The 18,587-nt window shown below is 35.9% G+C and carries 22 protein-coding genes; 7 read left to right on the top strand and 15 right to left on the bottom strand.

Going from position 1 to position 18,587, the window contains the following annotated elements; all coding sequences use genetic code 11:
* Positions 1 to 19: 19 nt before the first annotated feature.
* The 8 genes from CQZ94_RS18690 to CQZ94_RS18655 all read right to left on the bottom strand — a co-directional run bounded on the left by CQZ94_RS18690 (position 20) and on the right by CQZ94_RS18655 (position 5,190).
* Positions 20 to 316: a protoporphyrinogen oxidase gene (locus CQZ94_RS18690; RefSeq protein WP_105586559.1), complete on the bottom strand. Its 297-nt coding sequence runs from the start codon at positions 314 to 316 to the stop codon at positions 20 to 22.
* A 211-nt stretch (positions 317 to 527) separates the two neighbouring features.
* Positions 528 to 794 carry a CPCC family cysteine-rich protein gene (locus CQZ94_RS18685; RefSeq protein ID WP_105586558.1) on the bottom strand — a complete coding sequence of 89 codons (267 nt, stop codon included), beginning with the start codon at positions 792 to 794 and terminating at the stop codon, positions 528 to 530.
* Between the two features lie 20 nt (positions 795 to 814).
* Positions 815 to 1,249 carry a hypothetical protein gene (locus CQZ94_RS18680; protein WP_105586557.1) on the bottom strand — a complete coding sequence of 145 codons (435 nt, stop codon included), beginning with the start codon at positions 1,247 to 1,249 and terminating at the stop codon, positions 815 to 817.
* Positions 1,250 to 1,560: 311 nt separating this feature from the next.
* Positions 1,561 to 2,214, bottom strand: a complete 654-nt coding sequence (locus CQZ94_RS18675) for a DUF975 family protein (RefSeq protein WP_105586556.1) — start codon at positions 2,212 to 2,214, stop codon at positions 1,561 to 1,563.
* Between the two features lie 229 nt (positions 2,215 to 2,443).
* Complete coding sequence (locus tag CQZ94_RS18670; protein WP_105586555.1) at positions 2,444 to 3,883, bottom strand: PH domain-containing protein; 1,440 nt, start codon at positions 3,881 to 3,883, stop codon at positions 2,444 to 2,446.
* Positions 3,876 to 4,352 (bottom strand): PH domain-containing protein, encoded by a 477-nt coding sequence (locus CQZ94_RS18665; protein WP_105586554.1) that lies wholly within the window; start codon positions 4,350 to 4,352, stop codon positions 3,876 to 3,878. The genes CQZ94_RS18670 and CQZ94_RS18665 overlap by 8 nt, the downstream gene beginning before the upstream one ends.
* A gap of 80 nt (positions 4,353 to 4,432) precedes the next feature.
* Entirely contained in the window at positions 4,433 to 4,606 is a 174-nt protein-coding gene (locus CQZ94_RS31250; RefSeq protein ID WP_181149522.1) for a hypothetical protein, read from the bottom strand.
* A gap of 2 nt (positions 4,607 to 4,608) precedes the next feature.
* Positions 4,609 to 5,190: a TetR/AcrR family transcriptional regulator gene (locus CQZ94_RS18655; protein WP_105586552.1), complete on the bottom strand. Its 582-nt coding sequence runs from the start codon at positions 5,188 to 5,190 to the stop codon at positions 4,609 to 4,611.
* 99 nt (positions 5,191 to 5,289) lie between these two features.
* On the opposite strand from CQZ94_RS18655, the gene CQZ94_RS18650 reads away from it, so the two are divergent.
* On the top strand, positions 5,290 to 5,496 hold the full coding sequence (locus CQZ94_RS18650; RefSeq protein ID WP_258166031.1) for a sporulation protein YjcZ: 207 nt from the start codon (positions 5,290 to 5,292) through the stop codon (positions 5,494 to 5,496).
* Positions 5,497 to 5,744: 248 nt separating this feature from the next.
* Here the strand turns inward: CQZ94_RS18650 and CQZ94_RS18645 are convergent, their stop codons facing one another.
* From CQZ94_RS18645 to ecsA, 6 genes are all read right to left on the bottom strand, one after another.
* Positions 5,745 to 6,446, bottom strand: a complete 702-nt coding sequence (locus tag CQZ94_RS18645) for a LutC/YkgG family protein (protein WP_105586550.1) — start codon at positions 6,444 to 6,446, stop codon at positions 5,745 to 5,747.
* Positions 6,427 to 7,857, bottom strand: a complete 1,431-nt coding sequence (locus CQZ94_RS18640) for a LutB/LldF family L-lactate oxidation iron-sulfur protein (RefSeq protein ID WP_105586549.1) — start codon at positions 7,855 to 7,857, stop codon at positions 6,427 to 6,429. The genes CQZ94_RS18645 and CQZ94_RS18640 overlap by 20 nt, the downstream gene beginning before the upstream one ends.
* Positions 7,858 to 7,872: 15 nt before the next feature.
* Positions 7,873 to 8,598 carry a (Fe-S)-binding protein gene (locus tag CQZ94_RS18635; RefSeq protein ID WP_105586548.1) on the bottom strand — a complete coding sequence of 242 codons (726 nt, stop codon included), beginning with the start codon at positions 8,596 to 8,598 and terminating at the stop codon, positions 7,873 to 7,875.
* 154 nt (positions 8,599 to 8,752) lie between these two features.
* Positions 8,753 to 9,460, bottom strand: a complete 708-nt coding sequence (gene ecsC, locus CQZ94_RS18630; RefSeq protein WP_105586547.1) for an ecs operon protein EcsC — start codon at positions 9,458 to 9,460, stop codon at positions 8,753 to 8,755.
* Positions 9,461 to 9,473: 13 nt separating this feature from the next.
* A complete protein-coding gene (locus CQZ94_RS18625; protein WP_105586546.1) occupies positions 9,474 to 10,685 on the bottom strand; it encodes an ABC transporter permease in 1,212 nt (403 codons plus the stop codon).
* Complete coding sequence (gene ecsA / locus CQZ94_RS18620) at positions 10,678 to 11,421, bottom strand: ABC transporter ATP-binding protein EcsA (RefSeq protein ID WP_105586545.1); 744 nt, start codon at positions 11,419 to 11,421, stop codon at positions 10,678 to 10,680. The genes CQZ94_RS18625 and ecsA overlap by 8 nt, the downstream gene beginning before the upstream one ends.
* A gap of 581 nt (positions 11,422 to 12,002) precedes the next feature.
* Here ecsA and CQZ94_RS18610 point away from each other — a divergent pair.
* The 3 genes from CQZ94_RS18610 to CQZ94_RS18600 all read left to right on the top strand — a co-directional run bounded on the left by CQZ94_RS18610 (position 12,003) and on the right by CQZ94_RS18600 (position 13,865).
* Positions 12,003 to 12,437, top strand: coding sequence for an HIT family protein (locus CQZ94_RS18610; RefSeq protein ID WP_105586543.1), 435 nt, complete (start codon positions 12,003 to 12,005; stop codon positions 12,435 to 12,437).
* Between the two features lie 208 nt (positions 12,438 to 12,645).
* Positions 12,646 to 13,008, top strand: coding sequence for a YtxH domain-containing protein (locus CQZ94_RS18605; protein ID WP_002011120.1), 363 nt, complete (start codon positions 12,646 to 12,648; stop codon positions 13,006 to 13,008).
* Between the two features lie 299 nt (positions 13,009 to 13,307).
* Complete coding sequence (locus CQZ94_RS18600; RefSeq protein ID WP_002011118.1) at positions 13,308 to 13,865, top strand: HTH-type transcriptional regulator Hpr; 558 nt, start codon at positions 13,308 to 13,310, stop codon at positions 13,863 to 13,865.
* A gap of 5 nt (positions 13,866 to 13,870) precedes the next feature.
* Here the strand turns inward: CQZ94_RS18600 and CQZ94_RS18595 are convergent, their stop codons facing one another.
* Positions 13,871 to 14,206, bottom strand: coding sequence for a DUF1878 family protein (locus CQZ94_RS18595; RefSeq protein ID WP_105586542.1), 336 nt, complete (start codon positions 14,204 to 14,206; stop codon positions 13,871 to 13,873).
* Positions 14,207 to 14,324: 118 nt separating this feature from the next.
* Between CQZ94_RS18595 and CQZ94_RS18590 the strand changes: the two genes are divergently transcribed.
* From CQZ94_RS18590 to helD, 3 genes are all read left to right on the top strand, one after another.
* Positions 14,325 to 14,519 carry a hypothetical protein gene (locus CQZ94_RS18590; protein WP_000172692.1) on the top strand — a complete coding sequence of 65 codons (195 nt, stop codon included), beginning with the start codon at positions 14,325 to 14,327 and terminating at the stop codon, positions 14,517 to 14,519.
* Positions 14,520 to 15,090: 571 nt separating this feature from the next.
* Positions 15,091 to 15,954 (top strand): peptidylprolyl isomerase PrsA, encoded by an 864-nt coding sequence (prsA, locus tag CQZ94_RS18585; protein ID WP_105586541.1) that lies wholly within the window; start codon positions 15,091 to 15,093, stop codon positions 15,952 to 15,954.
* 292 nt (positions 15,955 to 16,246) lie between these two features.
* Positions 16,247 to 18,583 carry an RNA polymerase recycling motor HelD gene (gene helD / locus CQZ94_RS18580; protein WP_105586540.1) on the top strand — a complete coding sequence of 779 codons (2,337 nt, stop codon included), beginning with the start codon at positions 16,247 to 16,249 and terminating at the stop codon, positions 18,581 to 18,583.
* The last annotated feature ends 4 nt before the right edge of the window (positions 18,584 to 18,587 follow it).

Here is an 18,587-nt window from a genome sequence, read left to right as displayed (position 1 = left end):
TTTTGTAAAATTATAGTTATCACATCGTATCGAGCATTTCTTTAAAATTCCCTTCATTAATCGAATACACTTGAAACTGTATGTAATCTATTTCATTCGTATTAGGACGAGCATATGGCAAAATGTTAAATTTAGAAGCAGATCTTCCTAACATATCTGTAACCATAAGAGCAACATCTACATACTCAAAATCTATACGGAACGCTACCGATTTGCCTGTAAATTCATAATCTTTAATCGCGTCATAAGACTTATTTGCACTAATCAGCATCACTTTTAATAGTTGGTTTAAATTTTCTGGTTTGAAATTAATCATGGACACAACTCTTTTTTTAATAAAACACTACGAAAATAGTGTAATCTTTTACTTTCATAGCTTCACACATCAATTATATTAAAAATAAAGCTAGTTTTTTATAATTTTTTTGATATAATTACTTACGGGAAACGGGAAGACATTTATCTTCCCTTGTGTTTTTATTTGCATCTAGTACTTTTGCTAGATGCTTTTTTTATATCATTTTTATTTATAAAATTTGCTTCCAACTAACATCCTTCACATCTTCGCTAGTCGGCTTTCTAACTAATCCCATACAACATTCCTCGCAAGCACCAAACGCAATGAAATTTTTCTGCGCTTGCCTTAACGAGGCCTTATTTGCTCCGCCTTCAAAGTCATGATCGTTAAACTGAACCTCATCATCTTCCCAATAACATATTTTACAAATTTCATATGTACCTGGTGGTTCTTCTTCTAATGTTTTATATCCGCAGCATGGACAAGTGTATTTCATTTGTTCACTCCATTATTAACTTATTTTTTCTCCCATATATTCCGGTTCACAAAGAATGTAACAGCGCAAATCATAGTTATCCCCATGAAATACATCATTTGAAGAGTACTAGAATCTTCATATGTAGTTGGCATTCCTATCGTTACGAAAAAAAAGATAAAAACAATACTAAAAGCTAAAAGCAAATATAATAGTAAAGATATAATATAGCTCAATTTAAATGGTACAATGATAAATCTAAACAATAACTCTCCAAGAAGACATCCACCTAAAATAATAGGTGCTCCAAAATACAATGTAAGGACTCCCATTTGCGCAGTAGCTTGAATTATATTTCCAAGTATGGTCGAAGTCTCCTCATTAAATCTTTCCATTCTATCATATAAATCAAGTACCGTTAATGAAACAAATAAACTTAATATAGAAAATGAATACGGTATTAAAAATTTCCCCAATCACATTCACCTCACTTTTTTCTTTACATATATTATTAATTATTTTCTATCATTTTTATATAAAAAAATAACCCGTCTTCCATGAAAGACGAGCCATTCCAATTAATTCTCACTTAATCAAGACCAACTAACTTTCTATTCTATAGTATAAATTAGCATAACACAGCAAAAAGAACCCTCTATGATAAAACATAGAGGGAAGAATTTCTATATAAAAACCTATACCTTATCCTGAAGTGAACCCCGAAAACGGGCCACATATTAAATCTGTTCCCTATATTCTTTAGGGGATAGGTGGTTTAGATGTTTTATTAGAAGATAGTATCTTCTTTTTTATAATATTCTTTTGAAATCTCTTCATAAAATGCTGCCGATGTCGCGTAAAAATAAGGCGCTAACCATAAGAAACCGATTCCCATAGTAAGAATACTTAAAATGAACCAGCCAAGGAAACTTAAGCATAGTAAAAAGTAATCCATTTTATGTCCATTCATCATACGGCGACTTTCGGTAATTGCTTGATTCGCTGTGTATTCTGGATGATCATTCAAAATAAAATACGTCATAGAATAAGAAAATGATTTAATAATACCCGGAATAATAAGAAGTAATGTCCATAGCATCAAGTATACATACATTAGTAAATATGTTAAAAATGACTTCATAAACTTACTTCCATCGCTAAACCATCTAAATAAATGACCAATGCGAGCACTAGTCCCACGGATTACATTTAAAACAAGATAATAGGCGCCTATTGTTAACGGACCGATAACAAGCATTGCAATAATATTTACTGTAAGCGAATCACTTGCTTCTTTCCAGCCCCAAAAAATCGAGAAAACACCTGTGATTAGAAGTTCGACAGCTCCAATAAGGATTCCAAGTAATATGGTTGCCCCTACCGCTAATCCCCATTTTCCTTTTAATGCATCAAGTGCTTCTCTTTTCAACTGACTTATCATATACAACCTCCTAATACTATTTCTATTTTAGTATACCATTTATATCAAAACTTCCACAAAATTTCTAGAAATAGAAGCGTACTACCTTTTTTCTAATACATATTAATAAATGTGCACTGTAGTTGTACTAATATATGGATTAAACTAAAGAAAGCCTAGTCCGATTTCAAGCTACTCATTTCTCTATAACAAAAAAGCCTGCCTTTCATAATAGGCAAGCCTTTTCAAGTTAATCCTCACTTATTCTCTTCTTATACCAATCCTGCATTCTCTCCGCATCTTCTACTCTTATATGCTCTAGTTTGTAATCTGATGATGCACTAGAGAACTTATACGTACATAAATCCGCTCGGCGCTGGAAATATGCTTGTGTCTTTTCAATTGACTGCACGTGTCTTCTTCTGACAAGCCCTGTATATTTCCCAATACTGCGGTAAACAAGTGTAATTTGTTCTCCGTTTACACCGTAACCATTTGTTTTAAATGTTGCATATCCAAGTGTAAAGATGAGGATAGCAAGCGGTAATACAGCCCACATGATGAAATACTTTTCAAAGTATATACTTATTCCAGTAAGCGGGATTGCTAGCATAGCGAAGAAAATAAAACTATCTATTAAGTAGCGGCGTAGTGCCGCTTTTGGTAATGATGTAATGTTCGTATTCAGTTCATATGGTAATTGTAAATGTACAAGTAAATCTTGCACACGATCCTTTCGAATAATCGGATGCAGTGTAACTTTTTCTTTCTCTTCTCCCATTCCCTTACTTTGAATGACTTCTACTTGTACAGCACAATAACCGAACATCTGACGTAAAATACCTTCTTTTATCGTAATACCTTGAATACGGTGTAACTTTAGTACAAGCTCTTTCCTTTCAAGCAAACCTTGAGAAATACGCACTTCATCATTTTTTCGATTTACTGTGAAATTCCCATGTTTTAATGCATAACCAATCGTGGATACAATCCACGAAATGACGAGTAAAATAGCTGCCATGTAAATCCACCCATATACATCATGGTCCATAACATAAGACTCTACCCTGTTTTTAATCCATTTCGGAATGTACTCATCTACTTGATGGTAAACGAAAAATATTAAGGAGAATAGTAATCCAAATTGACCAGATGTAACAGATGCTAATAAAATTTCTTTCAAAGTTAATTTGTACTCTGTCGCTTGCTTTTCCTCTGTAATGACTTCTTTTTCTACTACTTCTTCTAACGTTTCTTCTGCTTTCACTTCTGGAGTTGGCTCATTTAGTAAGGAAATAAGCTCCTTCGCCTCATCTTCCGTAATACCAGCTAGGCTTACTTCTGCATCATCGCCTCCGCCAGCTGTTTCGATTTGAATTTTCTTTAAACCGAGCATTTGATATAACACGTTAGAACTTGTATTAATCGTTTGAACACGTTCTTTATTTAAGTAGCTCTCCTTCTTCACAAAGAGCCCTTGTTTAACATGTAATACGTTATCTTCAACCCAGTATGTTGTGTAATACCATTTTTCAAACGCTGAAAAAACGGTGAGTAAACCGAATGCAGCGGGAATTAAATACCAAAATGGAAACTTTCCATTTAAACTAAACATGAAAATAATTAATGGTATAAAATCTGTTATTTTTAATTCTAATAACATCGTGATTGGATGCTGCCTCTTATACATCCTCATCACTCACTTTCGCTAATTCTGCGATTCTCGTTTTTAACATTTCTGCTTCATACATCGTTAAGTCGGGAATACTATGAGAAGTTGCCGCTGTTGAAATATGTAATTCTGCTAATCCATGTTTTCTCATAATTGGCCCTTGTTCAATCGTAACGTGCTGTACACGAATCATCGGTACTAATACGCGCTTTACAACGAAAAGACCGTGTTGAATTTCAAGCTCTTCTTCATTTAATTGATAGCTATAATAACGTTGACGAAGTTTCGGAAACGTAAAGTAATCAAACGGCGTATATACAATTGTTAATCCGATGAGCACATAGAAAATCCAAGCCCACCAATTAAACTTAATCATAAAGAAAAGATATGCCAAAATGACTATAATACTAATTCCTAGCTCAATTAAGGAACGCGTTTTCCACACCTTGACCATGTCAGGATGAATTTCATTTTTCAATGGCTCCATATAACCACTCCAAATCTAGTAATATAATATATGAATACTCTCAATCTATATTTTACATAACTTTACATAAAATTGAAATTTTATTGTTTATCCTCTTTTTTCTCAGGAATAAAATATCCGAACCAAAGTAGCCAAACTAAACTAATTAATGCAAACCAACCTTTATCCGCTTGAAAAGCTTCAATCATACCTGGAATTTTATACACTCCAATAAACCCCAAAAACCCGAGCCACCAGTTTTTTTGCATTTTCATCTTTATTCCCCCTTCATTACGTTTTTCACATTTTGAATCCAAATTTCTTTATACTTTAAATCGAATCCTATTAATATGTAATTACTCATATTATCAATAACGAGCGCTAACGTATGCGCGTTTTCTTCTGTTGCATGTTGTGACACAACGCCAAGTTCCACACCTTGCTTTAATAAATCGTGGAATCCATTTAAAAACTCTTCTTGTATTTCAAATAAGCGTTTCTGGTACTTTTCATTTCGCGTCGCAGTTACGATAAATTCATTTATGACGCGTAGTATGCCTTCTTGACCTTTATACTCAGACAACATATGTAAACCATCTGCGATTAACTTTTCTGCAAAGTTTTCTTTCGTATATTGTTCTTTATCGAAGTAATTGACAAAATGATATCCAGAAAATATTTCTTCAAATAAAAAATCAACTAGCGCTTCTTTAGACGGAAAATGATAATAAATAGCTGGCTTTGATATGCCTACTTCTTTCGCAATCATTGAAAGACTCATCTTCTCAATACCGTGCTCTGCCATTAGTTTAAATGATGCCTCTACAATGTTCTGCGATGTTTGTAAATTTTTTGTCATACTGTACCTCTTCTTTTTTTACTTACCGGTCGGTAAGTAAATTGTAAAATGAAAATGAATGATTTGCAAGTTAATTAGAGTTTTTAAAGGAACTTCTTGATGAACCTAGAAAAATATAAAGTAAAAACAACGTATAACAATAAGGGAGCCATTCATATGGGATATGGCGGTAAAGGTGATAGTGGTAGCCGCGGCGGTGAAGATGGCAAAGATGGTAAGGGCGGTAGTAGTGGGCTTTTATTACTCATTCTGCTCTTTATCGTATTCATTATAATTGGAGCTAGTTATAGTGTGCTTAGCTTCTAAGAAAAGACACAATTCAGTTAGTTATAGTAGCGTAGAAAACTGAAACAGATTACATTTTTCCTTCTTAGGATTTCTCCACCAGTTGCCTGCCAGCCACTAGGCGACTGGACTTTCACCAATAAGGGCACGCAAAATAAAAAGCACCAGTTATATTTAACAGCCAGCGCTCTCTATTTTCGGTATTCTTATAATGTTTCATCTATATTTCCAACTCGCATGCGTGGGCGCTCTGTCGCAAACGTAAATCATTATTGATCATCCACAATAATGTACGCTGTTCTGATTGGCCCGTGTACACCTACGACAAGGTTCATTTCAATATCTGCGCTATTTGACGGACCAGAAACGAAATTCACACAAGCCGGCAGTTTTTCTCCCGCTTTATTTTGATCATGAATAAGTTTTGTAGCATGTGTTAATCTTGGTACAATCGTACTTTTAGGAACGATTGCAATATAGGACTCTGGAAGAAGGCTAACATGTCTTCCTTTTAACCCGTCATTAAATAGCACAACGGTTCCTGATTCTGCCAAAGTCATATCACTGAACGTAATGCCAAGGTCAGCAGCTTTCGCAAATTCTATGTCTTCTTCCTTATGTTCTAATCCCCATGTACGAAAATGTGTTGTACCTTCATTTTTGAAACATGGAGTGAGACCATACTCATTAAAGCGCTCATCATTCGAACACATAACTGATTTAATGTTCCATTTTTTTATAAAAGATTGAAATGTTTCAACAAGATTTTCCTTTGTTGTTCGCTTTACTTCTGTATGAATCACTTCGCAGTGCTCCATTAACTTTAATACAAGTTCATCTTGTGTGAGTCCGTCAAATACATTCCACTGCGGGGCAAAAAACCATTTCGGTCTTTTCACTGCTTCTGGACGTTTCCTACCAAGCTTTTCTGATAATTGGAGTAAAAATTCCTCACGATTTTGGATGGCCATCATCGTTCTCCTTTACGTGTTTTTCAAACCACTCTCGAAACGGTTGTTTTTTCGGAACTGGAAAATCTCTCGCGTCCGTCCAAGCTTTTAACGGCCCAATTCCGCGCTCGATCTTATCCCCTTTTGCAAGAGGTTTTAATGCATACGGAGCGCTCTTCGCAGCAAAAGAAAATAGTCTAGGACTCTTCACCGCTTTTTCAAAACCTTTCATAGCCACGTTCCAAGCTACAGGTGATTGTTTTTCTTCTACAATGCGGCTGCGATGTTTAATTAATAAGTCATGTAACGGGATTTTCACTGGACACGCTTCTGTACAAGCACCACAAAGACTAGATGCATAAGGTAAATCTTTATATTCATCATATCCCCCTAAAAGCGGTGTCAACACAGCTCCAATTGGTCCTGGATAAATAGAGCCATATGCATGTCCACCAATATGCCTGTATACAGGACACACATTAATACATGCCGCGCAACGAATGCACTGAAGGACACTTTGGAATTCTGTTCCTACAATATCGGAACGACCATTATCAACAATGACTAAATGAAATTCCTCAGGTCCATCTGTCCCGCCAGGCTCAGTTAACCCTGTAATATAACTTGTTAACTTTTGCCCTACAGAACTTCGGCATAGAAGTGTTACTAAAACATCAAGCTCTTCCCACGTCGGAACAATACGTTCCATCCCCATAACTGTAATCAACGTTTTCGGAAGTGTCGTAGTAAGTCTTGCATTTCCTTCGTTTGCTACGATAGAAATTGACCCAGACTCTGCAACAGCAAAGTTACATCCAGTCACCCCTATATCCGCTGCAAAAAAATCATCACGTAAATAAGATCTTACAAACCTCGCCATTTCCGTAGGATCAGATGTTCCAGTATAATCTAACTTTGTTTTAAATATTTCACAAATGTGTTCTTTATCCTTGTGAAGACACGGAACAACAATATGTGACGGAGGATCGTGGTCGTTCACTTGTAGAATAAATTCAGCAAGATCTGTTTCTAACACTTCCGCTCCAGCTTCTTCAATCGCTTCATTTAAACTAATCTCTTCCGTTACCATAGATTTTGATTTCACAATTTTTTTCGCATTTTTCTTTTTTACAATCCCTTTTACATATTCCCTTGCGTCTTCTGCAGTCTTTGCAAAATAAACAAAACCACCGTTTTTTTCAATATTTTCACTCAGTTGATATAAATAATAATCCAGGTTTTCTAATGTATGCTTTCGAATTTCTTCTCCTAAAGCTCGCCATTCCTCCCAATTCCCAAGACTCTCAGTAGCTTTTAATTTCTTGATTCTAAGACCATCTTGCGCTTTCCTAACAGCCTGTCGCATAAATTGATCCCCGATGCCTGTTTCAGTACGCTTATGAAAGGGATCGTTCCCAATTTTCATTCCCATCTCTATATCCCCCTCTTATTTTCGATCTTCATTTAATACTTGAGCAATATGTTTTACATCAATTGGATAACCATTACGTGTTAAACGTCCCTTTATATTCATTAAGCAGCTACAATCCATCCCAATTAACACTTCCGCACCGGTTTCCATAATATGCTTTACTTTTTCCTCAACCATTTGCTCAGAAATTTCTGGCATTTTCACTGAGAATGTACCCCCGAATCCGCAGCAATCATAATTATGCGGTAGTGAAACAACTTCCAGTCCCTTTACACATTTTAATAATTTTTGCGGCGGTTCCTTAATCCCCATTAATCGGCTCATATGACAAGATGTATGAACCGTTGCTTTTTTATGAAGCTCCGCACCTAAGTCTTCTTTCCCTAATACTTCAACAAGAAATTGCGTGAACTCATATGTTTTATTTGCAAGTTCAGTAGCTTTTTTCTTCCACTCCGCTTCACTTTCAGAAAATAAGCTAGAAAACTCGTGAACCATCATAGCGCAAGACCCTGATGGTGCCACAACATATTCTGAACTAGCAAAGGCTTCAATCATATGTTTTGCAGCTGTTTTTGTTTCTTTAACATACCCGCTATTATAAGCAGGTTGTCCGCAGCACGTTTGATTTTTAGGAAAATCAACTTCACACCCTAAATCTTCAAGAATTTCCACAACATCTCTTCCTACTTCTGGATAAAAAACATCTGCAACACAAGTGATAAATATTGATACTTTCATATTTTGCACCCCTAAATACAGTAAAGTAAGCTCAAGTAACTTTATAACCAAATATCCTTTATCTGTATATTATTGGTAATATTTTTAAAAATATGAATAGAAATAGCAAAAAACATCCTAAATTACACATTTAGGATGTTTTTTGTTAAGCAAATCAATTTCTATTAAGCAAGCGCATACGATAACAATTCATCGTCACTTCCCCAAGCCTTTGCAGTAATTGATAGTTCGCATATGCACCGACCGGGGCACCGATTATCGGGACGAGCTGAAGCATTTTTGCTAAATCTATATAGTCTCGGTATTCTGTTTGGAACTTTTCCCAGTCCATATGATTTTCTTCTTCTGTATCCCACGTTTCAATTGCTTTCCATACTTCTTTTCTATAGTCATCACTCGAAAAAGCAAGTTGGAAAACGTGAAGGATAAAAAGGCGTTCTTCTTTTTTACTCGTATCAAATCCGTACAATGTTGCTGCATCAAATAAAAATTTTATTTTAATGGTAAGTAGAAGCGGAAAATCAGCAAGGCCGAGGAGAATACCACCTGCTCCTGTTCCGGCCCCTTCTGCCGCTGCGACTTTTTTGTACTCATCCATTTTTTTACGTACTTCATCGTCTCGTCTTTGCAGTGACCAGTTCGTTTTTTTTAGCTTCGGTTTTATGAAGTTTGATCCAGCACTAATTGTTTGTACCATCATCCGAATCGTTTCTGTTAGTACCTTTTGTACTTTCGCGGGCACTAGCTGCTGCACTTTCACCTGCACTTTTTTAGAGAACCGTGTCATCATAGAAGAATCTTTCATGAATGTAGCTTTCCACTGCTCCAATTCTTTTATAACCTTCTCTTCATATGTAATCATAGGTTCATTCCTTTCAGTTTAAACGCTCAATGCGCTTTGCACCGTATTGATAAACGAAACCAATACTAAATAATATGCTTACGACAAATAAAATGCCGGTCATCATGAAATCTTTCGTCGCAAATGCAAATATAACTGTAAACACAACGCTACCGATGATGAGAATCGCATTTAATAAAGTAAGAAAATCTTTCTTCTTCTCATCTCCCCCTACTGGATATAAATCAAGCCAAATTTTCATGCGGTGATGTTTCCAAAGGGTTAATAGCTGATAGCCGATTAAGTATAAGAAAATAAGACTTACGATAAAGCGTCCATATAAAAATGGGATGAAGTAAAGAATAATCCCGCCAAGAGCGAGTAAACGCACATATAATCCGAAATAGTTACCTGATCTTAAAAATGTTCTCGTATATAAGTATAAATATGTACGTTTCTCACCGATCATCGAAAGAATGAAATCAAGCCATTTTCGGCGTGATACTCTCTCTTTTAACGCTGGTACATCAACGAACATATTCGCAATGCGGTACAGCAGCATCATTTTTTTACCTTCTTCAGAAATTAAATACTCCCAGTTTAGCGGCTTTCCCTTCACCTTTTGATGCATAACAGCAAGGTATAGCGCCATTAAAAAGACAATTACACCGGTAAAAATGACTGAAGTACGTTCTACAAGGAAGTACACAAATAAGCCGTTTAAGATAAAACGAATGAACCAATCTGCTTTTTGAACGCTTTGATCTGTTAAAAATGATTTTTCCCACGCTACGAATAAATTCCACGCCTTTACAATGACAAACGCGATTACAATCCATATGTAAGCCGCTCCTGTTTGTTTCATTTGCTGGAAGTATAACGGGGCAAGCGCAGCTGCTACCATTGCGATTATGTATAACTGAATCATAAACGTAAAGAGAAATGCCTTTGTAAAGTAAGGCTTTAACTTTTCTTCAACTGGCAGTAAATAAACGAGGTCCGCTTCTTTTAATAACGTTTGTATGGATCCGGCTGTTAATACGAGGCCAAGTAAGACTGCCATAACAATCGCTGTCGGAAACGAAGGTGTTAACGTTTGTAACCATTGCTGGTAATAATACGCTCCTGCGCCGATGATAAATACGAAAATAAATTTCAAATGATCATTAAATACGTATTTACTATATGTACGAACTTCTTTTAGAAAGTGCCGAAATCGTTCTTTCCATAACGCTGTGCTATTCATAATCTTCTTCCTTTGTTAATGCAATGTAAATATCATCTAACGTTGCACCAGGCATATTAAATTGTGATTGAAGTTCTGATAATGTTCCCATCGCTCTCACTTCACCTTGATGTAAAATAATGAATGAATCACAATAGCGCTCTGCTGTCGCTAAAATATGTGTACTCATTAAGATGCCCGCACCACTCTTTTTCATTTGATCCATCATTTGAAGGAGTGATTGAATCGCTAACGGATCAAGACCAACGAAAGGTTCGTCCACAATGTAAAGAGATGGTTCAACTAAAAATGCACTCATAATCATCACTTTTTGTTTCATCCCTTTTGAGAAATGAGACGGAAACCATTTTAAACGATTTTTCATGCGAAACTCTTGTAATAATTGTCCTACGCGTTCTTCATATTGTTTTTCATCTACACCGTACGCCATCGCTGTCAATTTCAAATGTTCTTCTAACGTTAACTCATCATATAATACTGGCGTTTCTGGAATGAAGGAGAAACTAGAACGGTACGCTGTCATATCATCACGAATTGTTTTCCCATTAATTGTGACAGTTCCTTTTTTCGGCTCCATTAAACCGATGATATGTTTAATTGTCGTACTTTTCCCAGCTCCATTTAAACCGATTAAGCCGACAAGTTCGCCTTTATTAACAGAGAACGAAACATTTTGCAGTACAGGCCGTTTCGTATATCCTCCTGTAACATTTTCTACACGCAATAACTCGCTCATACGACACCACTTTCTTCATTTATATTCATTCTCTTTTGTAAGAAATGTATATATTCATCTTACCAAAAATCATGGTGCACTACATAGTATCGATGCCTTCAAAAAAAATTTTAAATTTTTTGGCATATATTTTTACGAAAGCGGACATCATAATTAGTGAAGAAGGAACACATTGAAAAAGCAACCACCAATTGATGAGTACAACAACACAGTGAAGTCATCATGAAATGGGGTGTCCATGTTGGACAAAGAAATTTACACATAACCAGATCATTTGTTTCATTTTCGAAACGGGGTGTCTCCGAAAGAGCATATACTGTTTTAAAAAATAAACAATTTCATTTTAAAAAAAGATTGCAATTCATTTCACTTGAAAATGGGGTGTCTACGGCAGAAACTTTAGCCGATTTACCGTGCATTTCTTAAATAAATGAGGTGTCTGCGAACCGTAAATTATAAAAAATGCTTTTTCAATCCCTCTTCAGAAAACAGGAAGCTGAGTCAGCTTCCTGTTTTTCGTGTTTGTTCTCCTATGTAATTATGGTAAAATACGGCTAAGGCTATTTGAAAGGATGAGATCGATGAATCATACAGCGGACAATTGTATTTTTTGTAAAATCATTGACGGGCAAATCCCTTGCTCAAAAGTATACGAAGATGAACATGTACTCGCATTTTTAGATATTAGTCAAGTAACAAAAGGACATACTCTTGTTATTCCGAAAGTACACAAACAAGACATTTTTGCGTTAACGCCAGAAATCGCATCACATATTTTTGCTGTCGTTCCAAAAATCGCAAATACAATGAAAGCAGAATTTAATCCAGTTGGTTTCAACCTACTTAACAATAACGGCGAGAAAGCTGGACAAACTGTATTCCACTTCCACCTTCATTTAATTCCACGCTACGGTGAAAACGATGGTTTCGGTGCTGTTTGGAAATCACACCAAAATGAATACACAATGGAAAATTTACAAAACATCGCAAGTACAATTGCAAATGGTGTGAAATAGTGCCACTATAATAAGAAGTAATACATAACAAACCGATTCCTCTGGCATTTATTGCATGGCTTGTTTCTTCACAAAAAATGCCGGGGGTATGATTTTTTGTGCATAGCATGTACAAGAGAGAAAAGCTCACTTTTCTTCCCCTTGTCTTAAAGATATGCACACTTTTATACATCATGAATACGAACGAAAAATAAGGAGGTTTCCTTTTATGTCAAAAGCTAAATCCTTTATTACAGGTGTACTTTGCGGCGGAGCAGTTGCTGGACTAGCCGTTCTTTTCTCAACTCCTTCTTCTGGTAAAGCTATGCGCGGTAAGCTGAAAGAAAAAGGGACTGATATTAAAAAGACTTTAGCTGATATTACAGCTGATACAAAGTTATTAAAGCGTCAAATCGTTGAAACTGCTTCAGAAGGTAAAGAAGTATTCCAAGAACTAAAAGACGATATGCATGACACTCTTTCTAACTGGAAACAAGATATTTCTCAAAACAAACGACATATTGAAAAAGAAATTTTAGACATTCAAAAGTCAATTGAGAAACTACAAGAAGCCGTTCCAGAAAAAGCGTAAACATATTCCTGCTTAGTTTTTTGCATATAACAAATATTTTTCATACGAATTGACATTGACACGGCATATCACATAGATATACCGTGTTTTTATGCATTTACAATATATGTTATCCCTTAACATGTAAAGACAACACATGTATTCTTGACTCATAAAACGCTTCCATAGTTATGCATGATTTGTATAGAATATCGTTTTTCCGAAAAATTTTCACAATTCTCACAAAAAGACTTTATTAATTTTTATTTTACTGGCATAATAGATAATAATGAAAAAAGAATGTTAAAGTGGGTGAGTAAATGAAAAGTGGAGAAAAAAATTACTCGGTAAAAGAAGCGATGATTTTCAGCCAACGTATTGCTCAATTATCGAAAGCGTTATGGAAATGCGTAGAGAAAGATTGGCAACAATGGATTAAACCTTACGATTTAAACATTAACGAGCATCATATTTTATCAATCGCTTATCATTTAAAAGGGGCTTCTATTTCTGAGATTGCTAAGTTTGGAGTTATGCACGTATCAACGGCGTTTAACTTCTCTAAAAAGCTAGAAGAACGCGGCTATCTTGTATTCTCTAAAAAAGAAGATGATAAACGAAATACGTACATTGAAATTACAGACAAAGGGGAAGAATTACTACTTCGCTTAATGGAGGAGTATGACCCTGAAAATAATTCTGTTTTTAATGGGGCACTTGAACTTCGTAATTTTTACGGTAAGTTCCCAGAAAATATCGAACTTATTGCGATCCTTCGCAATATTTACGGACAGGACTTCATCGATATTTTTGAGAAATCATTAGAGAATATTGAGGAGAACTTTACGGAGACCGATCAAAAATTAGTTAAGAAATAATCTATTTATCCTTTTGCAATCATGCGTAAGAATTCATTCATAAGTGGCACAAATAAGCCCTGTTTTGCTAGCGCTTCCGCAGTTTCGTGTACTTCGAGCTGATGTGGAAGCGCTTTTTCAAATTGATCTAGCAGCGCATCGAACAAAAGCAGCCCTTCTGCTTTCTCCACTACATATTGTTCGTTCAGCTTTTCACAAAGTTTTATTATACGTTCAATGTCTTTTTTACGAGCTTTTTTCTTTATGATTAAAGAATAAAATGGACACTTTTCTTCATCAATCATTTTAAATAGTAGGTCTACGTAGTATTCAGCTTGTTCTAGTCTTCTTACAACGTCCATTTTCTCCCTCGCTTCCTAACACAAAGTCTTCTATTTCTGAATTTTGTAACACGAACAAAATATCGTATGATACAATATATAAAGTATATGTATTTTAGCCAAAAGGAGGTCTCGCCTCATGACTCTTATAACCGTTGTTTTTGTCGCATTCGCACTTCTTGTTATATTTTACACGAATTTCATGACACATACACTGTGTGAGCGAAAACAAATATCTGCGAGCCGCCAGCCCGGTGTCTTTCGAGTTATTAATGTATGTATTACCATTCTATTAATTTCTAGTTATATAGAAATTATATTTCATGGAAAGTGAGGAAGGAAAGCCCCTTCCTCATTTTTTTCCTCTATAAGCAAATTATACCTACTATAACTAATAAAATAAACAGTACAAGTAATAAAATAAGTTTTGAATTCATCCCCCATCCCCTCCTATTTTCTGTATATGCGACATGCGCCCAATATGGTACCCTTTCAAAATCTGACACAAACTGGTTAAAATTTCTTTATCCCGCATTAACGGGCAGTAGGCAAAATGAAGTAAAACCTAATGAAACTGCCCGTTAATGCCCGATTCGTTCAACTAATAATCCTTTGGGACACTTCACCCAAAGGATTAAAGTTTCACTTTATCAATAGGAAAACCCGTCGAAATATGATATATTAAATTTTGTACATATTGCTTATACTATGAAATAAACGACACGCATCTAAACTTTATCCTAAAGCCTCGGTAAGCCCTGTTAAGCGTGCTTTTACATATTAAAAAAGCAAAGACATCAGTGAGACTTAATCAGGTTCTTATGAACGAAAATAACCTATCATAAGGCGTTTCTTCATTTGTACGGGATAAATTAAAAATACATAATAGTAGGAGTGTTTATTGAATGAAGAAAGCTATGCTTGCCTTAGCCGCTACAAGTGTAATCGCATTATCAGCATGTGGAACATCATCATCATCAGACAAAATTGTTACATCTAAAGCTGGTGACATTACAAAAGAAGAGTTCTACACTCAAATGAAACAAACAGCTGGTAAACAAGTACTAAATAACATGGTTATGGAAAAAGTACTTATTAAAAACTACAAAGTCGATGACAAAGAAGTAGACAAAAAGTACGATGAAATGAAAAAGCAAGTCGGTGACCAATTCGATACACTAATGAAACAACAAGGTCTTAAAGAAGAAACAGTTAAAAATGGCGTTCGCGCTTCATTAGCTCAAGAACAAGCGATTGAAAAAACAATTACTGATAAAGAACTAAAAGAAAACTACAAGCCTGAAATTAAAGCAAGCCACATTCTTGTAAAAGATGAAGCTACTGCGAAAAAGGTTAAAGAAGAGCTTGGACAAGGTAAATCTTTCGAAGATTTAGCGAAACAATACTCTGAAGATACTGGTTCAAAAGAAAAAGGCGGAGACCTTGGCTACTTTACAGCTGGTAAAATGGTTAAAGAATTCGAAGATGCTGCTTATAAAATGAAGAAAGATGAAGTAAGCGAACCTGTAAAATCACAATTCGGTTACCACATCATTAAAGTAACAGATATTAAAGAACAAAAACCATTTGATGAAGTAAAAGGCGACATCAAAAAAGACCTTGTTCAAAAGAAATCACAAGATGCTCAATTTATGAACGATCTTATGATGAAAGAAATCAAAAAAGCTGACGTAAAAGTTGACGATAAAGATTTAAAAAATCTTTTCGAAGAGCCAAAAGCTGACGCTAAAAAAGACGAAAAGAAATAATGAAGTGAAAAAAGCTTGGGAATATCCCAAGCTTTTTTATTTTGTAGTAGTTTTTTTGCCGATAAATCGATATACTCCCCCGCCTTACTCCATTCAACACAAAAAAACCTTGATTCGCGCAGAACGAAACCAAGGTTTATCTCATTATCATTGATTAAATTAAAAAACTATGTTAAATTAGTACAGAAACGCTCATCAAAAACAATAGAATGTATTTATCCGCATCTTAATTATACACCAAAACACATCTTCAGTCAACCTCTATTTTTCACTTTTAAAGGAGTGCTTACGTATGAACAAAAAACTTGATTTAGAGCAAAAACGATTGGATACCGTAATAGAAACGATTACGGAGCAAATTGATAAACTGGAAAGCGAAACTGGCAGACGCCGGGCAGAAGTAATCAACATTCGCAAACACTTCTGGGATGATGTAAAAGTTAATACTGATACTTTTGACGATTATCTTGAAACAGTTATCAACTTAAGACAACAAGCTCAGTCACTAGCCGTAACACAAATTACCCATAAGCACACCTTTAATCGACTTGCCGCACTACGCCGTATGCATAAAGCACCTTACTTCGGACGAATCGATTTCAAAGAAGAAGGAGAAGTTGATGCAGAACAAATTTATATCGGGGTGGCTACCCTTACCGATGCAAGCGGAGAAAACTTTCTTATATACGATTGGCGCGCACCCATTTCAAGTGTCTACTACGATTATCCACCAGGACCAGCTGAGTACAGTACACCAGGAGGCGTAATCCGCGGCAATGTGGAGAAAAAATTACAATATATTATTCAAAATGGCGAGATTGACTCCATGTTCGATACGAGCCTTACAATTGGAGATGAGATCCTGCAACAAGCGCTCGGAAAAGGTACAAACAAACATATGCAAAGTATTGTTGCTACTATCCAGCGCGAGCAAAATGAAATTATCCGTCACGATGAAGGGCGACTACTTATCGTTCAAGGAGCTGCTGGTAGCGGTAAAACATCAGCTGCTCTGCAGCGAATCGCCTACTTACTATATAAATATCGCGAATGGCTAAAAGCAGATCAAATCATTCTCTTCTCCCCTAACTCCATGTTCAACAGCTACGTATCTAACGTATTGCCAGAACTCGGTGAAGAGAATATGCAGCAAGTTACCTTCCAGGAATATTTAAACCATAGACTAAGCAAGTCATTTGACGTTGAAGACCCTTATGAGCAATTAGAATATATGCTAACTGAAACGAATAGCCCTGCCTATAAAACTCGAAATGCGAGCATTCGATTTAAAGCATCCACCCAATTTTTCGAGACAATTAGGATGTACAGACAATCTCTAGAATCGTCCGGTATGTTGTTTAGAGGAATGAAATTTAGAGGAAAACCAATTGCCTCTGCTAAACAAATTACAGAACAATTTTACAATACCGATCCCTCCCTCCGCTTCCATAATCGAATTGAGAAGTTAACGGAGTGGCTAAATAAACAAATAGATGAACTTGAAAAAAGCGAACGGACGAAACCTTGGGTGCAAGAAGAAATTGAACTGCTTAGTAAAGATGAATATCAAAAAGCTTATAATTACTTACAGAAAAAAGGAGAGTTTGCAGAAAACTCATTTGACGATTACGAAAGTGAAAATAAAGTACTTAGCCGTATGATTATCCGTAAAAAGTTAAAACCGCTGCGTAAAGGCGTTCAAACGCTACGTTTCATCAATTTCACAGGAATATATAAACAGCTCTTCACAGATTCATCATGGGTTACTGGTGAAAAACCTAAAGAATGGGACGACATTTGTTCACTAACTTTAAACATGTTAGATGAAGGAAAGCTACATTACGAGGATGCGACTCCATTTTTACTTTTAAAAGAATTAATTGAAGGCTTCCAAACAAACAGATCAATTAAACACGTACTCGTAGATGAAGCGCAAGATTATTCTCCGTTTCAGTTCGAGTTTTTAAAACGCTTATTCCCTGCCGCAAAAATGACTGTGCTCGGAGACTTTAACCAAGCAATATTCGCCCATGCTAGTGAAACAGTTGATTTCCATACACTTGCTAGCTTATACGGGCCTGATGAAACAAACGGCATCAACTTAACTCGTAGCTATCGCTCAACAAAACCGATTATTGAATTCACACGTGATCTCGTACCTGAAGGAAAGAACATTAACGCCTTTGAACGCGACGGCGAGAAACCTACAGTGACTAGAGTTTCTGATTACAGTGAACTGCATGATCGTATCACTTCCAAAGTTGCAGAACTACAAAAACAACAGCACAATACGATCGCAATTATATGTAAATCCGCAGCTGAAAGTGCCGCTGCATACGAAGCACTCAGTCATATCGAGAATATTAAACTTGTGAAAAGTAACTCAGCCGAGTATGAGCAAGGCATTGTCGTTATCCCTGCTTATTTAGCGAAGGGTATCGAATTTGATGCTGTTATTATTTACGATGCTTCTAAAGAGGTATACAGCGATGAAAGCGTTCGTAGATTGTTCTACACTGCTTGTACGCGCGCAATGCATGAGTTGCAGCTTTATAGTGTTGGGGATGTGAGTCCTTTTGTGATGGGGGCTGATTTGGAAAGTTTCAAGTTAATAACTAAGACACCTTGATTTT

Origin of the sequence: Bacillus sp. MYb209 (assembly GCF_002975175.1) — a bacterium.
Lineage (GTDB): Bacteria > Bacillota > Bacilli > Bacillales > Bacillaceae_G > Bacillus_A.
Note: the sequence above shows the minus strand (reverse complement) of the source record. Positions and strands in the feature narration are given on the sequence as shown.